The sequence below is a fragment of the Streptomyces sp. 2114.4 genome (assembly GCF_900187385.1).
In the GTDB taxonomy this organism is placed as follows: Bacteria; Actinomycetota; Actinomycetes; order Streptomycetales; family Streptomycetaceae; genus Streptomyces; species Streptomyces mooreae.
In genome coordinates this window covers 3,217,636-3,237,166 of the sequence record NZ_FYEY01000001.1, presented here as the reverse complement: position 1 = coordinate 3,237,166, position 19,531 = coordinate 3,217,636, and the positions used below count along the sequence as shown (strand labels likewise).

The window sequence follows — 19,531 nt, the reverse complement described above, 5'->3', positions numbered from 1 at the left end:
GCGGCGCGGCCCGGGGGCGCGGGGCAGGCGGGAGTTCGGCGGCGGGTCCTGGTGGGGCCCGGAAGGGGGAGCCCTGAGAGGCCCCCGGGGGAATCCCTAGGACGCCGGGGACTGGCGTACCGCGTTGGCGTGCACCGCGGTGCGCACATACGCGGCGAGGCCGGGCCGCTGTTCGCTGGGCGGGACGACCAGGGCGAACGCGCGGGGGTCGGCGGCGAAGTCGTCGGCGATCCGGCCGTGCATGTCCGTGGGGCAGGGGGTGAACCAGCGGGTGATGTGCCGGCGCTGTTCCTCCGCGAGGTCCATGGCGCGCTCGCCGTCCGCGGGCTCCCCGGCGTCGAAGGCGGCGGTCAGCCGCCGGCGCCAGTCGGCGTGCTCGGCCATGAGGGTCGCCCAGTCCTCCTTGGAGTGCGCGGCGGCCCGCGCCATCGAGCGCTGGTGGCCTTCGAGGTGCTGCCACTTCAGACGGGCCTCGGTGGCGTAGGTGAGGTCGAAGGTCAGCTCGCCGAAGACCTCGAAGCGCTCCTCGGGGGTCAGTTGCACGCCGGTCTCCTGGACCTTCATGGCGTTCTCGGCGACCTCGACCAGCCGTTGCAGCTTGGCGATCTGGTCGTTGAGGCTGCGGTGCCGGGCGCGGAGGTGGTCGAGGGCGTTGGCCTGCGGGTCTTCGAGGATGGTGGCGATCTCGTCGAGCGGGAAGCCCAGTTCCCGGTAGAAGAGGATCTGCTGCAGCCGGGCAAGGTCGGCATCGCTGTAGAGGCGGTAGCCGGCGGCGCTGCGGTCGCTGGGGGAGAGCAGGCCGGACTTGTCGTAGTGGTGCAGGGTGCGCACCGTGATGCCCGCGAATCCGGAGACCTGCCCGACCGAATAACTCATCGCAGCGCCTTTCATCCCGTCCGTCCGGCCGGCCCTTCCTTCCCGGTGGGGTGCCACCGGTGGCGGGCCGTGCCGTCCTTCAGGGTGGAACCTGACGTGGGGTGAGGGTCAAGCGGGGCGGGGGAGAAGGCGGTCGGGGGCGCGGTCGGGGCACGGGGGCCGGCCCGCCCGGTGCACCGCCCGCCGGCTTCGTCCGGTTCAGCCCTGCGGATACCGGTCCTGCAGCACCGAGTTCATCAGCGCCTGGACGTCCTCCCGGTCCAGCCCCTCCGCGCGGGCCCGGTCCACCCAGGAGCGGAGCTCTTCGCGCAGCAGGGCGTCCGCCGCGGACTCCGGGCGGGCGAGGGTACGGCTGACGAAGGTGCCGAGGCCGGGGCGCGGTTCGACCAGGCCCTCGCGCTCCAGTTCGCGGTAGGCCTTGAGGGTCGTGTTGGGGTTGACCTTGGTCGTGGCGGCGACCTGCGCGGCGGTCGGCAGCCGGTCGCCCTCCACCAGGATGCCCAATCGCAGTGCCTGCTGGACCTGTTGGACGATCTGGAGGTAGGTGGCGACGCCGCTGCGACGGTCGATGCGGAATTCGACGACGCTCACCACCTCTCTGCTGCTTTCACCGGTGCCGCCCCGCGGGCCGCGGTTACCACGCTGTGGGCCGCGGGCCCCGCTTCGTGGGCCGCGGGTGCCGCCCTGTGGGCCGCCGGGACCGTGCTGCCCGACCGCTTGATGATCGGCCCGGCCGTGCCGGGTGTCAAAGCGCCGCCCGGGGCGTTCCTCCCGCGCGCGGAATCCACGGGCCGCCGCCCGCACCGTCCGCCGCGCGCCGCGCCGTTCAGAGCGGCCGCCGGTGTGCCCGCCAGACGGCGCACGCGAGGACCACGGCCGCCAGCGCCAGCAGAATCCCCGCCCCCAGCCACTGCATCCCCGCCATCTGTCCGTAGTCGAAGTACTGGGTCACCCGGTTGACGATGCCCAGCTTGGCCCGGCAGGCCCCGGTGTCGCCGGTGGTGCAGGTGCCGAAGCCGTAGAGCCTGCCGCCCCTGGTGGACACCCAGTCGTCGATCCGTACGGAGGCGGCGGGCAGCGACGGGCCGTCGCCGTCGTACGGGTAGCTGACGCTGCGCAGTGTGCCGAGGAGGGCGCGCACCTTTTCGTCCCAGATCACGGAGGCGATCACGGAGAGGACGGCGGTGGCCGCCATCGCCGCCGTCACCCGCCTGATCAGCATGCCGAGGGCGATACCGCAGGACGTCAGGAACAGGGCCATGGCCACCGGTACCGGTCCGGTGGTGTCGAAGGCGCCGCTCCCCAGCCAGTCGCCGTCGGCGACCAGGGCGTGGGCCGGGGACCACAGCCAGGTGAAGGCGGCGGACAGCAGGGTGGTGCACAGTACGACGAGTGCCAGCGGCAGGCCGAGCGTGGCGGCGAGCCAGCGGCCGCGGCTCGCGGACTGGGTGGTGACCAGCTTGAGGGTGCCGCGCTCCTGCTCGGCGGCGATCAGCGGGGCGCCGAGGAACAGGCCGGTGAGCAGGGGCAGGAGCCGCAGGAATTCGACATCCCGGCTGAACATCGTGCCGAAGGCGTTCTGGAACTCCTGGGACACCTGGCTTCCGGCGCCCGCCGAGGCGCCCTCGGTGTGCAGGAAGTCCATCAGGCCGATGCGCTGGTAGGCGAAGGTGGCACAGCCCGCGACGGTGATCAGCAGGCCGGTGCGCAGCAGCGCGCGGTGCCGGCGCCAGACCAGCCAGGGCAGGCCGTGCAGCAGTCCGCGGCGGACCGCGGCCGCGGCGGCGGGGCCGCTGCCCGTATCCGCGTCCGCAGCCGTGCCCGTGTCCGCAGCCGGGGCCGTCCCGCCCGGTGTGACGGCGGTGCCGGTCCGGCTCACGCGGCGGCCTCGTGCGGTCCGTCGGTGCGGGCCTCGTCCGCGATCAGGGTGGGCGCGTCGGGCGAGCGCAGGTAGGCGAGCAGGACCTCCTCCAGGCTCGGCGCCAGCGAGTCCCAGCTGTCGGAGAGCGGGCCGTGCGGTCGGACCAGGGCGCTGAACTGCCGCCCGGTGACCCGGGATTCGACCACGGTGTGCTGCCGGCGCAGCTCCTCGGGCACCCCGCCGTCGTCACCGGCCACGCCCGTCACCAGCAGGTGCGCGGGCACCAGCTCGTCGGTCTGGCCGGCCATCCGCAGCCGGCCCTCGGCGAGCACCAGGAGGTAGTCACACATGACCTCCATCTCGGCGAGCATGTGGGACGACATCAGGACCGTGGTGCCGTGCTCGGCGGCCTCGGCCATCAGCAGCCCCGACAGCTCGTGCCGGGCGAGCGGGTCGAGGTCGGACATCGGCTCGTCGAGCAGCAGCAGCTCGGGCCGTTTGCCGAAGGCGAGCGCAAAGGCGACGCGGGTGCGCTGGCCGCCGGAGAGGGTGCCGATCCGGGCGCTGAGCGGCACCTTCCCTGACCGTACGATCCGCTCGGCCAGTGCCTGGTCCCAGCGCGGGTTCAGCTCACGGCCCAGGCGCAGGGTCTCGGCCACGGTGAAGCGCGGGTAGAGCGGCTTGTCCTGCGCGAGGAAGGCGACCCGCTGCAGGACGGCGGGGTCGGAGACCGGGACGCCGAACAGCTTCAGGGTGCCGGTGGTCGGCTGGACCAGCCGGGTCGCGGTGCCCAGGAACGTGCTCTTGCCCGCGCCGTTCGGTCCGACGAGTGCGCAGATGTGGCCGGCGGGAAGCCGGAAGGAGCAGTCCCGCAGCGCCCAGCCACGGCGGTACTTCTTCCCCAGTCCTTCGGCCTCGATGGCCCATGGGCTCGCGTCACTCACCCGGATCCCCCCTTTAGCTAGTTGATTAGTGGAATGAGTATGGGGAGCGCCCGGGAGGCGTGTCAACAACAGTCACGACCCCGCCCGTGCTCACACGCAAGCGGGCAGGCCGGCGGGCGTCGGCCCGGTGTCCCTCAGACGCGCTCCACCAGCGATTTCGTCATGCACCGGCTGTTCTCGTAGGTCCGGTACAGCCCGAACTTCTTCTCGGCCATCACATAGCCGCTGGAGGCGTACAGCTCCAGTGCCTCGGGCTGCTTGGTGCCGGTCTCCAGCACCATCCGGGAGCGCCCCGCGGCCCGCGCGTCCGCTTCCAGGGCGGCCAGGATCCGCCGGGCCAGCCCCCGCCCGCGCGCCTCCTGGAGCACGAACATCCGCTTGATCTCGGCGTCGCCGATCTCGTACCCCTCCGCCGCGTCCTCCTGCAGCCGCCACCCGCCGGTGGCCAGCGGGCGGGTGCCGTCGTACGCGATCAGATACGTGCCGCGCGGCGGGGTGAACATCTCCGGGGCGAGCGGGGTGACGTCGCCGTCGTCGCCGTAGCGCCGGGCGTACTCCTGCTGCACCAGCGCGTCGAGGGTGACCGCGTCGGGGTGGTCGTAGCGGACGGGGCGTATCTCCATTCCAGAAATCGTACGGGCGGGCGCCCGGCGCGATGAGGTCCGGGGATGGGTATCGTGCCGGGATGCTCGCCGCAACCCCCGTCAGTGTGGGGGCGGCCTCCTCCCGCCTGCGAAACCAAGGAGCATGTTGTGCTCACCGTGACCACCGTGAATGTGAACGGGCTGCGTGCCGCGGCCAGGAAGGGCTTTGTCCCGTGGCTGGCGGGGACCGCGGCCGATGTGCTCTGCCTGCAGGAGGTGCGGGCCGAGACCGCTCAGCTCCCGGAGGAGGTGCGGGAGCCCGCGGGGTGGCACACCGTGCACGCCCCCGCGGCGGCCAAGGGCCGGGCCGGGGTCTCGCTCTACACCCGGCGGGAGCCGGAGCGGGTCCGGGTGGGATTCGGGTCGGCGGAGTTCGACGACAGCGGGCGGTACGTCGAGGCGGACCTGCCCGGTGTGACCGTCGCCAGCCTCTACCTGCCCTCCGGTGAGGTCGGCACCGAGCGGCAGGACGAGAAGGAACGCTTCCTGGCGGAGTTCCTGCCCTACCTCGTCGGCCTGCGCGAGCGGGCCGCGGCGGACGGCCGTGAGGTGGTGGTGTGCGGGGACTGGAACATCGCCCACCAGGAGGCCGACCTGAAGAACTGGAAGGCCAACCGGAAGAAGTCCGGCTTCCTCCCGGAGGAGCGCGCCTGGCTGACCGATGTCCTCGACGAGACCCGCGGCGGCTATGTGGACGTCGTCCGCGGCCTGCACCCGGACACCGAGGGCCCGTACTCCTGGTGGTCCTACCGGGGCCGCGCCTTCGACAACGACGCGGGGTGGCGCATCGACTACGCCATGGCCACGCCCGGTCTGGCGCGGCGTGCGGTGAAGGCGTACGTGGAGCGGGCGGCCGGCCATGACCAGCGGTGGTCCGATCATGCGCCGGTGACGGTCGTCTTCGATCGCTAGCGGGCCGGGGCCGCGGCGGCCGGTACGGGCCGGCGCGGCCGGGACGCTTTCGCGCAGCAGAAACGGCCCACCGGAATGCGGCGGGCCGTCATGCAGCGGGAGGCGTGGTCAGTGCTCCGGCCGGTGCCTCAGGCGATGCGGGAGAACTTCACGTAGCCACCGTTGTCGGGACGCTCCCAGACGCCGCGGAAGGCCCAGTTGATGTAGCCGCCGTCACCCTGGTTCGTGAACTCGCCGTCCTCGAAGATCCAGATGCCGTAGGTGACGCCGTCATAGGTGGCCGAGCCGTACTGCTTCACGCCGTTCAGCTTGTCCTCGTACGGCTGGCTGAGGTTGTGGACCATGACGTTGTAGTGCTGGCCGCTCTCGTAGAACGCGGTCTCCATCAGGTTCTTGACGAAGCCTTCGCGGTTCTGGGCGGTCTTGACCGCGGCTTCGATCTTGTTGGCGATGCCGAGAACGTCGACGTTGAAGTTCACGTTGGCGTTGGCGCCGACGCTGACCGGCGACTCGCCAGCGGCGGCGGCAGCAGCGGCCGGGGCGGCCGACGCGGTCGCCGGGAAGGCGACGGCAGTGCCGCTCAGCGCCGCGCACAGCGCCGCGGCCGCAAGGCCCTTCTTCACGACAGTCTTGGTAACCATGGTTCTCCTCCATGTGTACGGATGGCAGTTCTCTCCGGTCCCCGACAGGGTCTCGGGGACCGGAGAGCCGGCCCGGGCAGCTGCTAGGGGATGGCCGCTGCGACCGGCACAGGAAGGATGTTTCGCGGCCTCGCTCATGAACCGCTCACAGTGTGATCACGTACTTCGCAGGTGGTCCGCACATTTCACTGACCCTCCGTCAGAACACCTTCCGTGTCCACATAGTGAGAGCGATACGACAAACGGAACTTTGCCTTCCCGCCGGTGGTCTTTTCTGGCAAAAGGGCGGTTTGCTCTGCGCGCATCGACGGCATGAACTCGAGGGCACAATGGTTCAGTTGCGGCTACTGGGGCCGGTGGAAATCGAAGTGAACAATGGGCGGCTGCTGAGCCTGGGGGCGGGCCGCTTGCGCACCGTGGCCGCGATTCTGATCAGCGAGGTCAATCGCGTGATCCCGGTGGGCAGGCTGATCGACCTGGCGTGGGACGCGGACCCGCCGGCCAGGGCGAGAGGCGTGGTCCACAACCATGTGCACCGCTTGCGGCAGTTGCTCGCCGGGCAGGCCGAAATCGCCACCCGCGGCGGGGGGTATGTGCTGATCGCCGACCCGGGGGCGGTGGATGTCAACCGGTTCCGGGAGCTGGTGTCCGGCGCCCGTGAGGCCGAGCCGTGGACCGCCGTCGGGCAACTGCGCCAGGCGCTCGGTCTGTGGCGTGGTGAGGCGCTGGCGGACGTGCCCGGCGACCGGGTCAGACGGACGCTGGGCGTCGGCCTGACCCAGGCGAGGGTGGCGGCGCTGCAGGAGCTCGGCGGCAAGCTGCTGCTGCTCGGCAGATACGGGGAAGTGGTCACGGAGCTGACCGCCCATCTCGCGGAGCACCCGCTGCACGAGGAGCTGACGGCGCTGCTGATGCGTGCGCTGCAGGCGAGCGGCAGACAGGCCGAAGCCCTCGGCCACTACCACCGGACCAGACGGCACCTGAAGAACCAGCTGGGCATCGATCCCGGCCCCGCCCTCAGCGAGACGTATTTGGCGGTGCTCGACGGGAAGCCGGCGGCAGTGCCGCACTTCACCGGCCGTCCCCCGGCGGCCGGCCCCCGTCCCGCCGTGCCGTACGCCGCCGACCGCCCGACGTCCTCCGTCGGGCAACTCCCCGCCGCCGCACCTCTCTCCGTCGCGCAGCTCCCGTCCGCCGTCCCGCCTTCCGCCGCACACCTCCGGCCCGCCGCGCCCTCAATCGTGGCCCAACTCCCGCCCGCAATAGCCGACTTCTGCGGACGGGCGAGGGAGGTCGACGCGCTGGACGAGACCCTGGACCGGGTCCCGGGGCCGGGCTGTGTGGTGCTCGCGGGCGGGAGCGGGGCCGGCAAGAGCACCCTGGCGGTGCACTGGGCGCACCGGGTCAAGGCCGAATTCCCCGACGGACAGCTCTTCGTCGACCTCCGGGGCTTCGAGCGTCCCCCGATGCGGCCGGGCACCGTTCTGGGGAGGTTCCTGCAGGTCTTGGGGGTACCGGACGCGACGATCCCCGACTCCGAGGCGGAGCGCTCGGCGCTCTACCGTTCACTGCTCGCCGGGCGGCGGATGCTCGTGGTGCTGGACAACGCCGGGACGGCCGAGCAGGTGCGCCCCCTCCTGCCCGCGACGCCGGGCACGCTGGCCGTGGTGACCAGCCGGCGGCGGCTGAGCGGGCTGATGATCCGCGACGGGGCGGCGCTGGTCACGGTGGGCCCGCTGCCCGCTGACGACGCCCTGGAGCTGCTGGGGAGCGCGCTGGGGCGGCAGCGCATCGCGGCGGAGGGCGCCGCCGCCAGGGAACTCGTCGAGCGGTGCGACCGGCTGCCGCTGGCGCTGCGGATCGCCGCCGCACGGCTGATGGCACACGTCGGCTGGTCGCTGGCGGACTGGACGAAGAAGCTGGCCGACGAGCGGCACCGGCTGTGCGAGCTGTCCGCGGCCGATCCGGACCTGTCCATGGAGACCGGTCTGTCGCTCAGCTACCGCGCACTGTCGAGCGGTGCCGCGCGGCTGTTCCGGCTCCTCGGGCTCGTCCCCGGCCCGGACGTGGAGGTCCATGCCGCCGCCGCGCTGGCCGGCCAGGATCTGCCGCGCACCCGCCGGCACCTCGCCGAGCTGTGCGAGGCGCACCTCCTCGAAGAGCAGGCCGGGGGCCACTTCGCGCGGACCGGGCTGGTGCGCGTCTACGCCGGGAAGCTCGTCGCGTCCGAGGAGTCGCCGGCCGACCGTGACCTCGCCCTGCGGCGCCTGTCCGACCACGTGGCCGGGGTGCGGACGGGACCCGGATGAGCCGCGACCGCCCGGCCGGGCGCACTCATTCCCCGTCCTGCTCCTGCGTGTTGCCGCGCGCCCCCTCCCCGTCCCGCTCTCGCCCGTGTTCCCGCAGCCACGTCGCCAGCTCCGCGCGGACGCGGCGGTCCACGGCCATGGAGAGTTCGGCCTCGACCACGCCCTTGGTGAGCGGGCGGAACCTGTCGACGGTCTCGGCGATGCGGCCGGCCTCGTCGGGACCGGGGGGCTCGCCCGCCGAGGTGCGGGAGTGGGCGTCGGAGAGGAGGTGGGTGCGGATGAGGGTGGCGAAGATGCCGGCGAGGGCGTCGGCGTGGGCGCGCACCTGCCGGCCGGCCTCGAGGACGTCGGCCAACGGGATCCCCCGGCCCACGAGTTCGGTGGAGGCGTCCAGCAGGCGGCGGCTGATGTGGACGAACTCGTCGCCGTCGACGGCCAGGTAGCCGATGTCCAGGGACGTGGTGAGGTTTTCGGGGGTGATGTCCTCGCTGAAGTGGTCGGCGAGTTCTTCGGGGGTGAGGCGGACGGGCGTCTCCTCGGACCAGGGCGCCACCAAGGTGTCGTCCAGGCCCAGCAGTTCGCGCACATCGCGGCCGGTGTCGAAGGCCGAGAGGAGTTCGGCGATGCCGCCGAGGGTGTGGCCGCGCTCCAGGAGGGCGCCGATGGTGCGCAGGCGGGCGAGGTGGTGCTCGTTGTACCAAGCGATCCGGCCCTCGCGGCGCGGCGGCGGGATGAGCTTGCGCTCGCGGTAGAAGCGCAGCGTACGGACCGTGATACCGGCCTCCCTGGCCAGGTCGGCCATGCGCAGTTCGCGCGCCGGGGGGTGCGCCGCCGCTTCCGCGCCCGCGTCCTCGGGGTTCTCGTTCGCTGCCACGGGCTCAGCCTATGCCCGGGGGTGCGGCACGGGACCGGGGCGGCAGCCGGCCGCAACTTCCTGCCGCCCGCCCCCTACCGCTCGGTACGTGGCTGCCCTACGCTCCAACCGTGCCAGTGATTGCTGGCGCGATGGGGCGGGCGGCTGCGGCGTCGGACCTCACGGCACGGAAGATGGCAGTGGAGTACGTCGAACTCGGGAGGCGGCGCAATGGCCGAGCGCGAGCGCAGGCATGTGCGGGTTGCGGTGATCGGATCGGGGTTCGGTGGTCTCGGCGCGGCGGTCCGGCTGCGGCGCGAGGGGATCACCGACTTCGTCATCCTGGAGCGGGCCGGCGCGGTGGGCGGCACCTGGCGGGACAACAGCTATCCGGGCTGCGCCTGTGATGTGCCCTCGCATCTGTACTCCTTCTCCTTCGCGCCCAATCCGGAGTGGCCGCGGAACTTCTCCGGGCAGCCGCACATCCGCGCGTACCTGGAGCGGGTCGCCGACACCTTCGGACTGCGTCCGCACCTCCGCCTCAACTCGGAGGTGCACAGCCTGCGCTGGGACACCGAGGCGCTGCACTGGGAGCTGGATACGGCCGGCGGACCGCTGACCGCGGATGTGGTGGTCTCGGCGACCGGGCCGCTGTCCGACCCCAAGGTTCCCGACGTACCGGGGCTGGACACCTTTCCCGGCAAGGTCTCGCACTCCGCCCGCTGGGACCACGACTACGACCTGCGGGGCAAGCGCGTCGCCATGATCGGCACGGGCGCCTCGGCGATCCAGATCGTGCCGGCGATCCAGCCGGACGTGGCACGCCTCACCCTCTTCCAGCGCACCCCGCCCTGGGTGCTGCCGCGCGCCGACCGCAGGATCAGCGCGGCCGAGAAGTGGCTGCACACCAAGGTGCCCGCGACCCGGGCCGCACGCCGCGGCCTGCTCTGGGGCCTGCGGGAACTGCAGGTCAGCGCCTTCACCAAGCGCCCCAACGAGCTGGGACTGGTCGAACTCCTGGCCCGGAACCATATGAAGAAGGCCGTCAAGGACCCCGCGCTGCGAGCCGTGCTGACCCCCGACTACCGCATCGGCTGCAAGCGAATCCTGCTCTCCAACACGTATTACCCGGCCCTGGCGCAGCCCAATGTGGACGTGGTCGCCGCGGGGCTGAAGGAGGTGCGCGGCAGCACCCTGGTGGGGGCCGACGGGAGCGAGACGGAGGCCGACGCGATCGTCTTCGGCACCGGGTTCCATGTGACGGACCTGCCGATCGCCCGGCGGGTGACCGGCGCCCACGGGACGACGCTGGCCGAGGAGTGGAAGGACGGCATGGCGGCGCTGCGCGGCGCCAGCGCGGCCGGCTTCCCCAACTTCCTCACCGTCATCGGGCCCAACACCGGCCTCGGCAACAGCTCGATGATCCTGATGATCGAGGCGCAGCTGAACTATCTGGCCGACTTCATGCGCCAGCTGGACGTCCTCGGCGGAAAGATCGCCCTCGACGCCCGGCCGTCCGCCGTGCAGCAGTGGAACCGCACGCTCCAGCAGCGGATGGCGCGCACGGTGTGGAACACCGGCGGCTGCAACAGCTGGTATCTGGACGCGAACGGCCGCAACACCACCGTCTGGCCGGGGACGACCGGGGAGTTCAAGAAGGTCACCCGGCAGGTCGACCTCGCCGAGTACGAGGTTCTGCGGCCACCGTCCGGCCGGCCCGGGGAGCGGGCCGCCGCCGGCCCGCGCACGGAGGTGGCCGCATGAGCCGCCGTCCCGGACACGTCACCACCGGCCCGTACGCGCCGCCGGTGCCCCGTACGACGCTCACCGTCACCTCGGCCGACGGCGCCCGGCTGCACGCCGAGGTCCACGGCCCGAAGGACGCGCCGGCCGTCGTCCTGGCGCACGGCTGGACCTGCTCGACCGCCTTCTGGGCGCCGGTCGTCCGCGACCTGGCCGCCGAGCACAAGGTCGTCGTCTACGACCAGCGCGGTCACGGCCGCAGCCCCGCCGCGGGCCCGGCCGGCCACAGCACCCATGCGCTCGCCGACGACCTGGTGGCCGTACTGGACGCCACCCTGCGGCCGGACGAACGCGCCGTGCTGGGCGGCCACTCCATGGGCGGTATGACGATCATGGCCGCCGCCGGACGGCCGCAGCTGCGCGAGCGGGCCGCCGCCGCACTGCTGTGCAGCACCGGAATGGCCGATCTGCCCGCCGAATCACGGGTGTTCCCCCTGCGCAGCCCGCAGGGCCGGCGCCGTGCGCACCGGCTGATGCTGCACTCCCGGGCGCCGCTCGGCCCCGTATCGCCGCTCGCCAAACGCGCCCTGAAGTACGCCACCATGGGCCCCGGCGCCACCGCCGAGCAGATCGAGGCCTGTGCGCGCATCGTGCACGCCTGCCCGCCCGTGGTGCGGGCCCGCTGGGGCAGGGTGCTGGCCGGGCTCGAACTCACCGGTGGTGTCGGCGGGCTGGAGCTGCCGACCGCGGTCCTCGCGGGCACCGCCGACCGGCTCACCCCGCTCGTGCAGGCCCGCCGGCTGGCCTCCGTCCTCCCCGACTGCCTCGGGCTGACCGAGCTGCCGGGCCGGGGACACATGACGCCGGTCGAGGACCCCGGCGCGGTCGCCGGCCTGCTGCGCGAGCTCGTCGGGGACCATCTGCGGCCGGCGGGCACCGGTACCGGCTCCGCGCAGGCCGCGGCCGCCGAAGTCCCCCGCTCCGCACGGCAGAAGAAGGAGAAGACGGCATGAGCGCGAGCGCGAACAGGAGCCGCGGCGGGAGCAGGAGCGGGGCGGGGAACCTGGAGGGCCAGGTCGTCGTCGTCACCGGCGCTGCCCGTGGGGTCGGTGCGCTGCTGGCCCGCAAGCTGTCGGCGCGCGGGGCGGCGCTGGCGCTGGTCGGTCTGGAGCCGGACGAACTGCGGGGCGTCGCGGCCTCATTGCACGGTCCGGCGCACCACTGGCACGCCGATGTCACCGACCACGAGGCGATGGCCCGGGTGGCGGGCGAGGTCAAGGACCGCTTCGGGAAGGTCGATGTGGTCGTCGCCAACGCCGGGGTGGCGACCGGCGGCCCGTTCGCCGGCTCCGACCCGGACTCCTGGCGGCGGGTCATCGAGGTGAACCTCATCGGCGGCGCGGTCACCGGCCGCGCCTTCCTCCCCGCCCTCATGGCGTCCCGCGGCTACTTCCTGCAGATCGCCTCGCTGGCCGCGATCACCCCGGCGCCGATGATGACCGCCTACTGCGCCTCCAAGTCGGGCGTCGAGGCCTTCGCGCACAGCCTGCGCGCCGAGGTCGGCCACAAGGGCGTACGGGTCGGGGTCGGCTATCTGAGCTGGACCGACACCGATATGGTGCGCGGCGCCGACCGGGACGAGGTCATGCGTGAGCTGCGCTCCCGGCTGCCGTGGCCGGCGAACAAGACCTATCCGCTGGGCCCCGCCGTCGACCGGATCGTCGCGGGCGTCGAGCGCCGTTCCGCGCACGTCTACGGGCAGTGGTGGCTGCGTGGGATGCAGTCGGTCCGCGGGTATCTGCCCTCGCTCATCGGGTCGGTGGGCCAGCGGGAGGTACGGCGGTTCGGCGACCGGCTGGACGGTCTGCGGGGCGGCCTGATGGGGGCCGGCGGCGAGGCGGACGAGAAGGCACGGGCGAGCCGGTGACCCGGGACGCGGAGGCCGGACCGGTGACCCGGGACGCGGAGGCCGGACCGGTGGACCGGGCGGCGAACGGCCTGGGTGGAGGCCCTGAGCTGCGCCGGAGCCGCCCCTGAGCGGCCGGCCGGTGCCTGGTGTGGGCCGGGTGAGCGGCCGGCGACCGACCCGTGTACGTCACGGAGCGTAGCCATCCGTGATCGAAATGCGAGCAATGTCCGGGCGTGTCACGCTGAACGGGGCCCAACCCCCCTACACCCCACTAGGAGTGAACAGCATGGGCATCAAGGACCAGTTCCAGGACAAGGCCAACGAGCTCAAGAACCAGGCGCAGAACGCCCGGAGCGACGCTCGCGAGCAGGGTCACGAGCGCGGTGGTCAGCGCCAGGACCGTGAGCACGGCGGTCAGCGCCAGGACCAGGAGCGTGGCGGCCAGCGTCAGGGCGGCCAGCAGCCGCGTGACCGTGGCCAGCAGGGCGGCCGTCCCGCCCAGGACGCGATGGACGCCGCCGAGGGCCGCTTCCAGAGCTGACACGGCTCGTCCTGAACCTCACGCGCGGCGACGTACGCGTCATGCGTGAAGGGGCGCACCCGGTCGACCGGGTGCGCCCCACCGCATTGTCAGCTCACGATCAGGCGACGACCTTGAGCTCCGTCGGCCACCCGTACTGCCCGGCCTTGTCGAAGAGGTTCCCGATGTCGGCCGGCTTCAGCTTGATGCAGCCCAGCGAGCGGTAGTCACCGGCGCCGTCCCAGCGGTAGGGGTTGTCCTGGCCGGGCTCGGCGGACGCCTGGCTGCCCTCGGGCCACATCTCGCTGTGCACGAACAGCTCGGCGCGCGTGGTCCGGCCGTTCTCGCACACCTTGTCCTGGACGTGTATCACCTTCCCGTTGACCCCTTCGTCCCCGCCGTTGTAGTGCGCGTCGTGGGCCAGTACCTGGTAGGTCCCGTTCGGCAGCCAGCCCTGGGAACTGGCGCACTCGTCCTTGCCGTTGCGGCCGCCGTCGCCGGAGCCCGCACGGTACTTGGCGAGCACCGTGTCGCGGGCGTCGGGAACGCTCTGCATCAAGGAGAGGGTCGACTTGCCGGGGTCGCTCTGGTTCTTGTCGAAGTAGAGGTACGTACCGCCGGCCGCAGCCTTTCCTGCGGTCTGCTGGGACGCCGGCTGGGCGGCCAGCGCGGGGGCGGCTTGGGCGGCGACCAGGCCGCCGGTCAGTGCCAGCGCGGCGGCCAGCGGGGCGATCCGTCGACGGATTCCCATGGGTGTAACTCCGTTGAGATGGGGGGCGTTGGCGGGGCTCGTGCAGCTGCTGCAGGTGCCCCGGCCGGGAAGAATACGACCCCCATGTAATGGGAACGTGACAGAGATTCGATCCGCTGTGCCGGACCGGGATCCGGCTGTCCGGGCAGGTCGGAAGGGGTGCCGGACCGTCAGGGCAGGCGACGGTGAGGCCGTCCGGGAAGGGGGAGGGATGACGGGGAGGGCGTTGTGGCCGTGTCAGGCTGACCAGGTGTCAGGTAGTCCTCTGGCCCGTGGAGTGTGGGGAGTTCAGGCCCCCGCCGCCTCCTCCGCGCCCCCGCTCCGCGGCGGCAGTGGCGGCCGCCGCCGGTCCGGCGCGTCCGACAGGTCCGGAGGGGCCGACGCCGGATGCCGCTCCAGTAGCTCCAGCACCGTGCGCACCGCGACGCCCAGCTGCGGATGCCGGCCCTCGGCCCAGTGCAGCGGGGAGCGCAGCGCCTCGATGTCGACCTCGACGCCGTGGTTCTCCACGCCCCAGCCGTAGAGCCGGAACCACGCGGCATTCATCGGGACGGTGATCGCGGTGCCGTCGGCGAGCCGGTGCCGGCCGGTCATTCCGACCACCCCGCCCCAGGTCCGCATGCCGACCACCGGGCCGATGCCCAGGAGCTTGAAGGCCGCGGTGATCATGTCGCCGTCGGACGAGGTCATCTCGTCGGCGACCGCCACCACCGGCCCGCGCGGGGCGTTGCTGGTGTACGAGACGGGCTCGGCGTCGCGGGTCAGGTCCCAGCCCATGATGGTGCGGGTCAGCTTCTCGATCACCAGCTCGGAGATGTTGCCGCCCGCGTTGCCCCGTACGTCCACGATCAGCGCGGGCCGGGAGACCTCCATCCGCAGATCGCGGTTGAACTGCGCCCAGCCGGAGCCGCCCATGTCGGGGATGTGCAGATAGCCGCACCGGCCGCCACTCAACTCCCGTACCACGGCGCGGCGTTTGGCCACCCAGTCCTGGTAGCGCAGCGGCCGTTCGTCGATCAGCGGGACCACCGCGACCCGGCGCGGCGGGCCCTCGCCCTCCGGCGGGGAGAAGGTCAGCTCGACGGTGGTGCCGCCGGCCGCGGCCAGCAGCGGATACGGGCCGGCCACCGGGTCCACCCCGCGGCCGTCGACATGGGTGAGCGCCGCGCCCTCACGGATGCCCGTACCCGCGAGCGGGGAGCGGGCCTTGGAGTCCGAGGACTCGCCGGGCAGGATCCGGGTCACCACCCAATGGCCGTCGCGGCACACGAGGTTGGCGCCGAGCAGGCCCATGGCTCGCTGGTAGTGCGGCGGCCCCTCGTTGCGCCGGGCGCCCACGACATAGGCGTGCGACGTGCCCAGCTCGCCCATCACCTCGCGCAGCAGATCGGCGAACTCGTCCGGGGAGGCGACCCGTTCGAGCAGCGGCCGGTACTGCGCGAGCACCGCGTCCCAGTCGAGGCCGCACATCTGCGGGTCCCAGAAGTAGGTCCGGGTGATCCGGCCCGCCTCGTCGAACGCCTGGTGCCACTCCGCCACCGGATCGACGTCGTGCAGGATGCGCCGCAGGTCCAGGAAGACCGTCGAGTCGCTGTCCGGCGGCTCGGTCGCAGGCACCGCGCGCAGGTCGCCCTCGTCGTTGACGACCAGCCGCGTGCCGTCGCCGCTGAGCGCGAACGCGTCCAGCGAGCTGGTGAGTTCGGTGCGCCGCGCCTTGGTCAGATCGAAGTGTTCGAGGGTGGGCCGGCCCGAGGTGTCGGCCGGGTTGGCGAAGGTCTCGCCCAGCGCGCCGGAGATCGGCCAGCGCAGCCAGACCAGCCCGCCGCCGCTGACCGGATCCAGGGAGGAGTACTTGGACGCGGCCACCGGGAACGGGGTGACGCGGTTCTCCAGCCCCTCCACCTCCACCAGTACCGGCCCCTCGTCCGACGGCGGAGGGATCTCGTCCGGGTCCAGTCCGCCCGCCGCCGGCCGGCCCTCGGGGGACAGCGCGAAGGGGGAGGGGGTCGCCGACGACAGCGGTACGAGGTAGGGGCGGCAGCCCAGCGGGAACGACAGGTCGCCGGTGTGCACGTCATAGACCGGGTCGAAGCCGCGCCAGGACAGGAACGCCAGATAGCGGCCGTCGCGGGTGAACACCGGCTGCTCGTCCTCGAACCGGCCGTTGGTGACGTCCACGATGTGCCCGTCGGACAGCCGGGCCACCTTGATCTGCCGCAGCGTCCGGCCGATGCCGGGGTGCGACCAGGTCATCCAGCGCGAGTCGGGGGAGAACGCCAGGTCGCGGACCGGGCCGTTGGCGGAGCGGATCAGCTCGGTGACGCCACCGGGCCCGGCGGCCTCCGCCTCGGCGGCCCGGTCCTCCTCGCCTGCCCCCACCCCGGGCGCCCCTTCCTCCGGGCGGGACACGTCCACCAGCAGCAGCCTGCCGTCGTGGGAGGCCACCGCCAGCCGCTCCCCGTCCGGTGCGGAGGTCATCTCGTGGACCCGGCCCAGCTCACCGGCGGCCAGCCGGCGCGGTTCGCCAGGCGCGCCGGCCCGCGGCAGGTTGGTGATCTCGATGGCGTCCTCGCCCTCGGCATCGGTGATGTACGCGATCCGGCCGGTGGAACCCAGCATTTCGGGCAGCCGGACCCGTACGCCCGGGGTGTCGTGAATGGTGCGGGCCGGGCCGTCGCGGTGGGTGAGCCAGTACAGGCTGCCGCGTACGCCGACCGCGCTGGCCCGCCCGGTGGTGTCCACCGCGAGCCCGGTGACGTGCGAGGCGGCCGGTACCTGGTAGGTCCGCCGCCCCGCCCGCGGCCCGCCCAGCCGCACGGCCAGCTTGCGCGGGACGGCGTCCGGTCCCAGGCCGTCGATCAGCCAGAGGTCGCCGGCGCACTGGTAGACGATGCGCGAGCCGTCGCTGGAGGCGTGCCGGGCGTAGAAGTCGGCGTGGTCGGTGTGCCGGCGCAGATCGGTGCTGTCGGGCAGGCAGGAGTAGACGTTGCCGATGCCCTCGTGGTCGGAGAGAAACGCGACCCGGCCGCCGACGAACATCACCGAGTCGAGGTGCCCGTACAGATCCGGCAGCAGCCGGGTGCCGTGCAGCCACATCCGGCCCATCGCGCCGCCCCGGTAGCGCTTCCAGGAGGCGGGCTCGTGCGGCGGTTTGCCGCTCAGCAGCAGGGTGCGGTGCTCCCCTTCGAAGTCGGCGACCGCAATATCGGAGACCGGCCCCCAGGGTAGCTTGCCGCCGGGGCTGCCGTCGGTGGGCAGGCTGTAGGCCCACGAGTAGTACGAGAACGGCTGGCCGTGCGAGGAGACCGCGAGGATGTGCGGCTGTCCCTCGTGGTCGGGCGGTGTCCACCCGCAGACCCGGGCATCGGTACTGCCCCAGTACGTCAGCCGCCGGGCCGGGCCGCCGTCGACCGGCGCGAGATGGACCTCCGGGTCGAGACTGCGCCAGGTGGTGAAGGCGATGTGCGTGCCGTCGGGGGAGAAGCGGGGGTGGCCGACCCGGGTCCGGTCCACGGTCAGCCGCCAGGCGCGTCCGGGCTCCTCGCCCTCCGGTGCGATCGGGGCGATCCACAGGTCGTCCTCGGCGGCGAAACAGAGCAGGTCATCGTGCAGATGCGGATACCGCAGATAAGCACCGCCGGACACCCCCGGCGGGCCCGTGGCGGTCGGCCCCCGGCGCAGCCGCCCGCGGACCTTGGCGGGTTCCGACTCCGGGCGCGGCCCGACGTCCTCGGGTACATCGCTCACCCAACCATCGTTCCGGGCGGGGGTACGGGTGGCAAGTCGGCCTGTGCGAGGTGTGCACGGGGTCTTGAGGGTGTGCACGGGTTCTTGAGTCGGACATCGCGGTGATGGCGAAAATCCGCGGGCAGATACCGGCCACCTGATCCGTCTGCCGCCGCACCGCGGTTCGGATGCCGGGCCGGCGTTCTCGCTGGACGGTAGCCGTCCGGCCGGCCCGCGGCGGCGCCGTCGGCCCCCCTTCGGGCTCCCGGGCAGCCGGAAAAGGCCCGCAGGCCGCCGGGACCGGATCATCAAATAAATGATTCCGCGCCACGCTTTTCCGGTTCGGCATTGCAGAAATCTGGCCCGAAAGCCTTCTCTCCCCATCCATATGGGGGGCGTACCGTGGATCCGCCGCTCGGGTCATTGCCGGAGAAGGCACCTACGGATGCAGGGGGAAGCCGTGCAGGACGCTATGAGCTCTGGCCGTCGAAAGAATTCTCGCCTTGCATTATGCATCCCTCGCAAATCCCTTGCGGTAACGGTGGTCGCCGCGCTCCTGCCGGTCTGTCTGGCGGCATCGTCAGTCGATTCCTCAGCGGCACCGACCGGGTCTGGCAGCCACAGAGGAAAGCCCACCGCAATCGTGTCGCTCGGCGACAGCTTCATCTCGGGGGAGGGGGGAAGGTGGCAGGGCAACGTCGATATGGCCTACAGCCAGACGGACAGTATGTTCGGAACGGACCGCGCCACCGTATGCGGCTCCGGTGGATGCCGGAAAGATCCGAACCGGGTATACGTGAACGGATCGTACCTGGATCCGACGACCGGAAAGGAGAACGGCTGCCACAGATCGGATGTCGCGGAGATCATGGAATCGGGCATCCCCGTGGATCGTAAGTTCAATCTTGCCTGCTCAGGCGCAGTGACCGGCAATATCTTGCCCGCGGCGGCAGGCGGAGTGTCCTTCAAAGGGGAGTGGCCCCAGGCGGACCAGCTGCGAGACCTCGCAAGAACATACGACATCAAGCTGGTTCAGATCTCCATCAGCGGAAATGATCTCGGATTCAGCGACATCATCAGGAGTTGCATCACGAGATTTCTTTCCAATCCGGTCGGGCAGTACTGCTGGAAAGTCTACGACTGGGACCTCAAGGAGAAATTGCAAAGAGAAGTTCCGAACAAGGTAAAAAATGTGATTGATCAGGTTCGCAGGGTAATGCGGGAGGCGGGGCACTCGGACGGCTCTTACGCATTGGCCATGCAGTCGTACCCGTCGCCGGTTCCCCTGTCCTCCAGCTACCGGTACTCACAGGGCGTGAGCTTCTCCTCCAGTCGCTACAGCCCAGGCGGATGCCCGTTCTACAACGAGGACACCAATTGGGCGCGCATCGACGTGGTGAAGGGTATCGCCGACATGCTGGAGGGAGTCGCGGCCGAGAAGAACGTCCACTATCTGGATCTCCAGTGGGCTTTCGATGGTCACGAGGTCTGCGCCAAGGGGGTTCGTCATGCCAGGGCCGGTGACACGCTGGCCAGTCCCATTCCCAGCAGGGACGCAGAGTGGATGCGCTTCCTTTCCGCGGGAATTTCTCATGCACAGGGGCAGGTAGAGGAGTCCTTCCACCCCAACTCCTATGGCCAGAAGGTGCTGGGAAGGTGCCTGAAGGATTTCTACGGCCTGACAAGTCCCACGGGGCGCCGTGTCGAGTACACGTGCCTCAACAGTCGCGGCCAAGGAGTGGAGGGCATGCACCTGGAGCCCCTGAGCCGGTCTTGATGCTTCGTGGTGACGGTCTGCCGGTAAACCGGCAGACCGTTTCCTGACTGCTCACCCTGTGGTGG

At 71.7% G+C, this 19,531-nt stretch carries 16 protein-coding genes; 6 read left to right on the top strand and 10 right to left on the bottom strand.

The features are described 5' to 3' along the window. Positions 1-96: 96 nt before the first annotated feature. The 5 genes from CFW40_RS13965 to CFW40_RS13945 form a co-directional block, all read right to left on the bottom strand. Positions 97-876 carry a MerR family transcriptional regulator gene (locus tag CFW40_RS13965; RefSeq protein WP_088798197.1) on the bottom strand — a complete coding sequence of 260 codons (780 nt, stop codon included), beginning with the start codon at positions 874-876 and terminating at the stop codon, positions 97-99. A 198-nt stretch (positions 877-1,074) separates the two neighbouring features. Beyond that, a complete protein-coding gene (locus CFW40_RS13960) occupies positions 1,075-1,470 on the bottom strand; it encodes a GntR family transcriptional regulator (protein ID WP_088798196.1) in 396 nt (131 codons plus the stop codon). Between the two features lie 232 nt (positions 1,471-1,702). Continuing rightward, a complete protein-coding gene (locus CFW40_RS13955) occupies positions 1,703-2,755 on the bottom strand; it encodes an ABC transporter permease subunit (RefSeq protein ID WP_088798194.1) in 1,053 nt (350 codons plus the stop codon). Then, positions 2,752-3,681, bottom strand: a complete 930-nt coding sequence (locus CFW40_RS13950) for an ABC transporter ATP-binding protein (RefSeq protein WP_088798192.1) — start codon at positions 3,679-3,681, stop codon at positions 2,752-2,754. Before CFW40_RS13950 ends, CFW40_RS13955 begins: the two co-directional genes overlap by 4 nt. Positions 3,682-3,815: 134 nt before the next feature. After that, the gene (locus tag CFW40_RS13945) at positions 3,816-4,304 is read right to left on the bottom strand and encodes a GNAT family N-acetyltransferase (RefSeq protein ID WP_088798190.1); all 489 of its coding nucleotides are present in this window, start codon (positions 4,302-4,304) and stop codon (positions 3,816-3,818) included. Between the two features lie 129 nt (positions 4,305-4,433). On the opposite strand from CFW40_RS13945, the gene CFW40_RS13940 reads away from it, so the two are divergent. Further along, a complete protein-coding gene (locus CFW40_RS13940) occupies positions 4,434-5,237 on the top strand; it encodes an exodeoxyribonuclease III (protein ID WP_088798188.1) in 804 nt (267 codons plus the stop codon). 128 nt (positions 5,238-5,365) lie between these two features. Here the strand turns inward: CFW40_RS13940 and CFW40_RS13935 are convergent, their stop codons facing one another. Then, positions 5,366-5,878: a stress protein gene (locus CFW40_RS13935; RefSeq protein WP_088798187.1), complete on the bottom strand. Its 513-nt coding sequence runs from the start codon at positions 5,876-5,878 to the stop codon at positions 5,366-5,368. 356 nt (positions 5,879-6,234) lie between these two features. On the opposite strand from CFW40_RS13935, the gene CFW40_RS13930 reads away from it, so the two are divergent. Continuing rightward, on the top strand, positions 6,235-8,187 hold the full coding sequence (locus CFW40_RS13930) for a BTAD domain-containing putative transcriptional regulator (protein ID WP_256331473.1): 1,953 nt from the start codon (positions 6,235-6,237) through the stop codon (positions 8,185-8,187). A gap of 25 nt (positions 8,188-8,212) precedes the next feature. On the opposite strand, the gene CFW40_RS13925 is transcribed toward CFW40_RS13930, so the two are convergent. Then, a complete protein-coding gene (locus CFW40_RS13925; protein ID WP_371127295.1) occupies positions 8,213-9,061 on the bottom strand; it encodes a MerR family transcriptional regulator in 849 nt (282 codons plus the stop codon). Between the two features lie 210 nt (positions 9,062-9,271). Here CFW40_RS13925 and CFW40_RS13920 point away from each other — a divergent pair, with 210 nt between their 5' ends. The 3 genes from CFW40_RS13920 to CFW40_RS13910 are packed head-to-tail and all read left to right on the top strand — an operon-like array spanning position 9,272 to position 12,710. After that, on the top strand, positions 9,272-10,804 hold the full coding sequence (locus CFW40_RS13920; protein ID WP_088798184.1) for an NAD(P)/FAD-dependent oxidoreductase: 1,533 nt from the start codon (positions 9,272-9,274) through the stop codon (positions 10,802-10,804). Then, complete coding sequence (locus CFW40_RS13915; RefSeq protein WP_088798182.1) at positions 10,801-11,796, top strand: alpha/beta fold hydrolase; 996 nt, start codon at positions 10,801-10,803, stop codon at positions 11,794-11,796. Before CFW40_RS13920 ends, CFW40_RS13915 begins: the two co-directional genes overlap by 4 nt. Next, a complete protein-coding gene (locus tag CFW40_RS13910) occupies positions 11,793-12,710 on the top strand; it encodes an SDR family oxidoreductase (protein WP_088798180.1) in 918 nt (305 codons plus the stop codon). The genes CFW40_RS13915 and CFW40_RS13910 overlap by 4 nt, the downstream gene beginning before the upstream one ends. A 253-nt stretch (positions 12,711-12,963) precedes the next feature. On the opposite strand, the gene CFW40_RS37070 is transcribed toward CFW40_RS13910, so the two are convergent. The 3 genes from CFW40_RS37070 to CFW40_RS13895 form a co-directional block, all read right to left on the bottom strand. Then, positions 12,964-13,236 (bottom strand): hypothetical protein, encoded by a 273-nt coding sequence (locus tag CFW40_RS37070; RefSeq protein ID WP_176956502.1) that lies wholly within the window; start codon positions 13,234-13,236, stop codon positions 12,964-12,966. A gap of 97 nt (positions 13,237-13,333) precedes the next feature. Further along, the gene (locus CFW40_RS13900) at positions 13,334-13,963 is read right to left on the bottom strand and encodes a hypothetical protein (protein WP_088798176.1); all 630 of its coding nucleotides are present in this window, start codon (positions 13,961-13,963) and stop codon (positions 13,334-13,336) included. 288 nt (positions 13,964-14,251) lie between these two features. Then, positions 14,252-17,608, bottom strand: coding sequence for a S41 family peptidase (locus CFW40_RS13895; protein ID WP_088802107.1), 3,357 nt, complete (start codon positions 17,606-17,608; stop codon positions 14,252-14,254). A gap of 724 nt (positions 17,609-18,332) precedes the next feature. Here CFW40_RS13895 and CFW40_RS13890 point away from each other — a divergent pair. Further along, positions 18,333-19,466 carry a GDSL-type esterase/lipase family protein gene (locus tag CFW40_RS13890; protein ID WP_176956503.1) on the top strand — a complete coding sequence of 378 codons (1,134 nt, stop codon included), beginning with the start codon at positions 18,333-18,335 and terminating at the stop codon, positions 19,464-19,466. Positions 19,467-19,531 lie beyond the last annotated feature (65 nt).

Coding starts and splice junctions, on each gene's coding strand:
- CFW40_RS13900 (WP_088798176.1), bottom strand. CDS start 13,963: ATGGGAATCCGTCGACGGATCGCCCCGCTGGCCGCCGCGCTGGCACTG.
- CFW40_RS13915 (WP_088798182.1), top strand. CDS start 10,801: ATGAGCCGCCGTCCCGGACACGTCACCACCGGCCCGTACGCGCCGCCG.
- CFW40_RS13910 (WP_088798180.1), top strand. CDS start 11,793: ATGAGCGCGAGCGCGAACAGGAGCCGCGGCGGGAGCAGGAGCGGGGCG.
- CFW40_RS13945 (WP_088798190.1), bottom strand. CDS start 4,304: ATGGAGATACGCCCCGTCCGCTACGACCACCCCGACGCGGTCACCCTC.
- CFW40_RS13965 (WP_088798197.1), bottom strand. CDS start 876: ATGAGTTATTCGGTCGGGCAGGTCTCCGGATTCGCGGGCATCACGGTG.
- CFW40_RS13920 (WP_088798184.1), top strand. CDS start 9,272: ATGGCCGAGCGCGAGCGCAGGCATGTGCGGGTTGCGGTGATCGGATCG.
- CFW40_RS13935 (WP_088798187.1), bottom strand. CDS start 5,878: ATGGTTACCAAGACTGTCGTGAAGAAGGGCCTTGCGGCCGCGGCGCTG.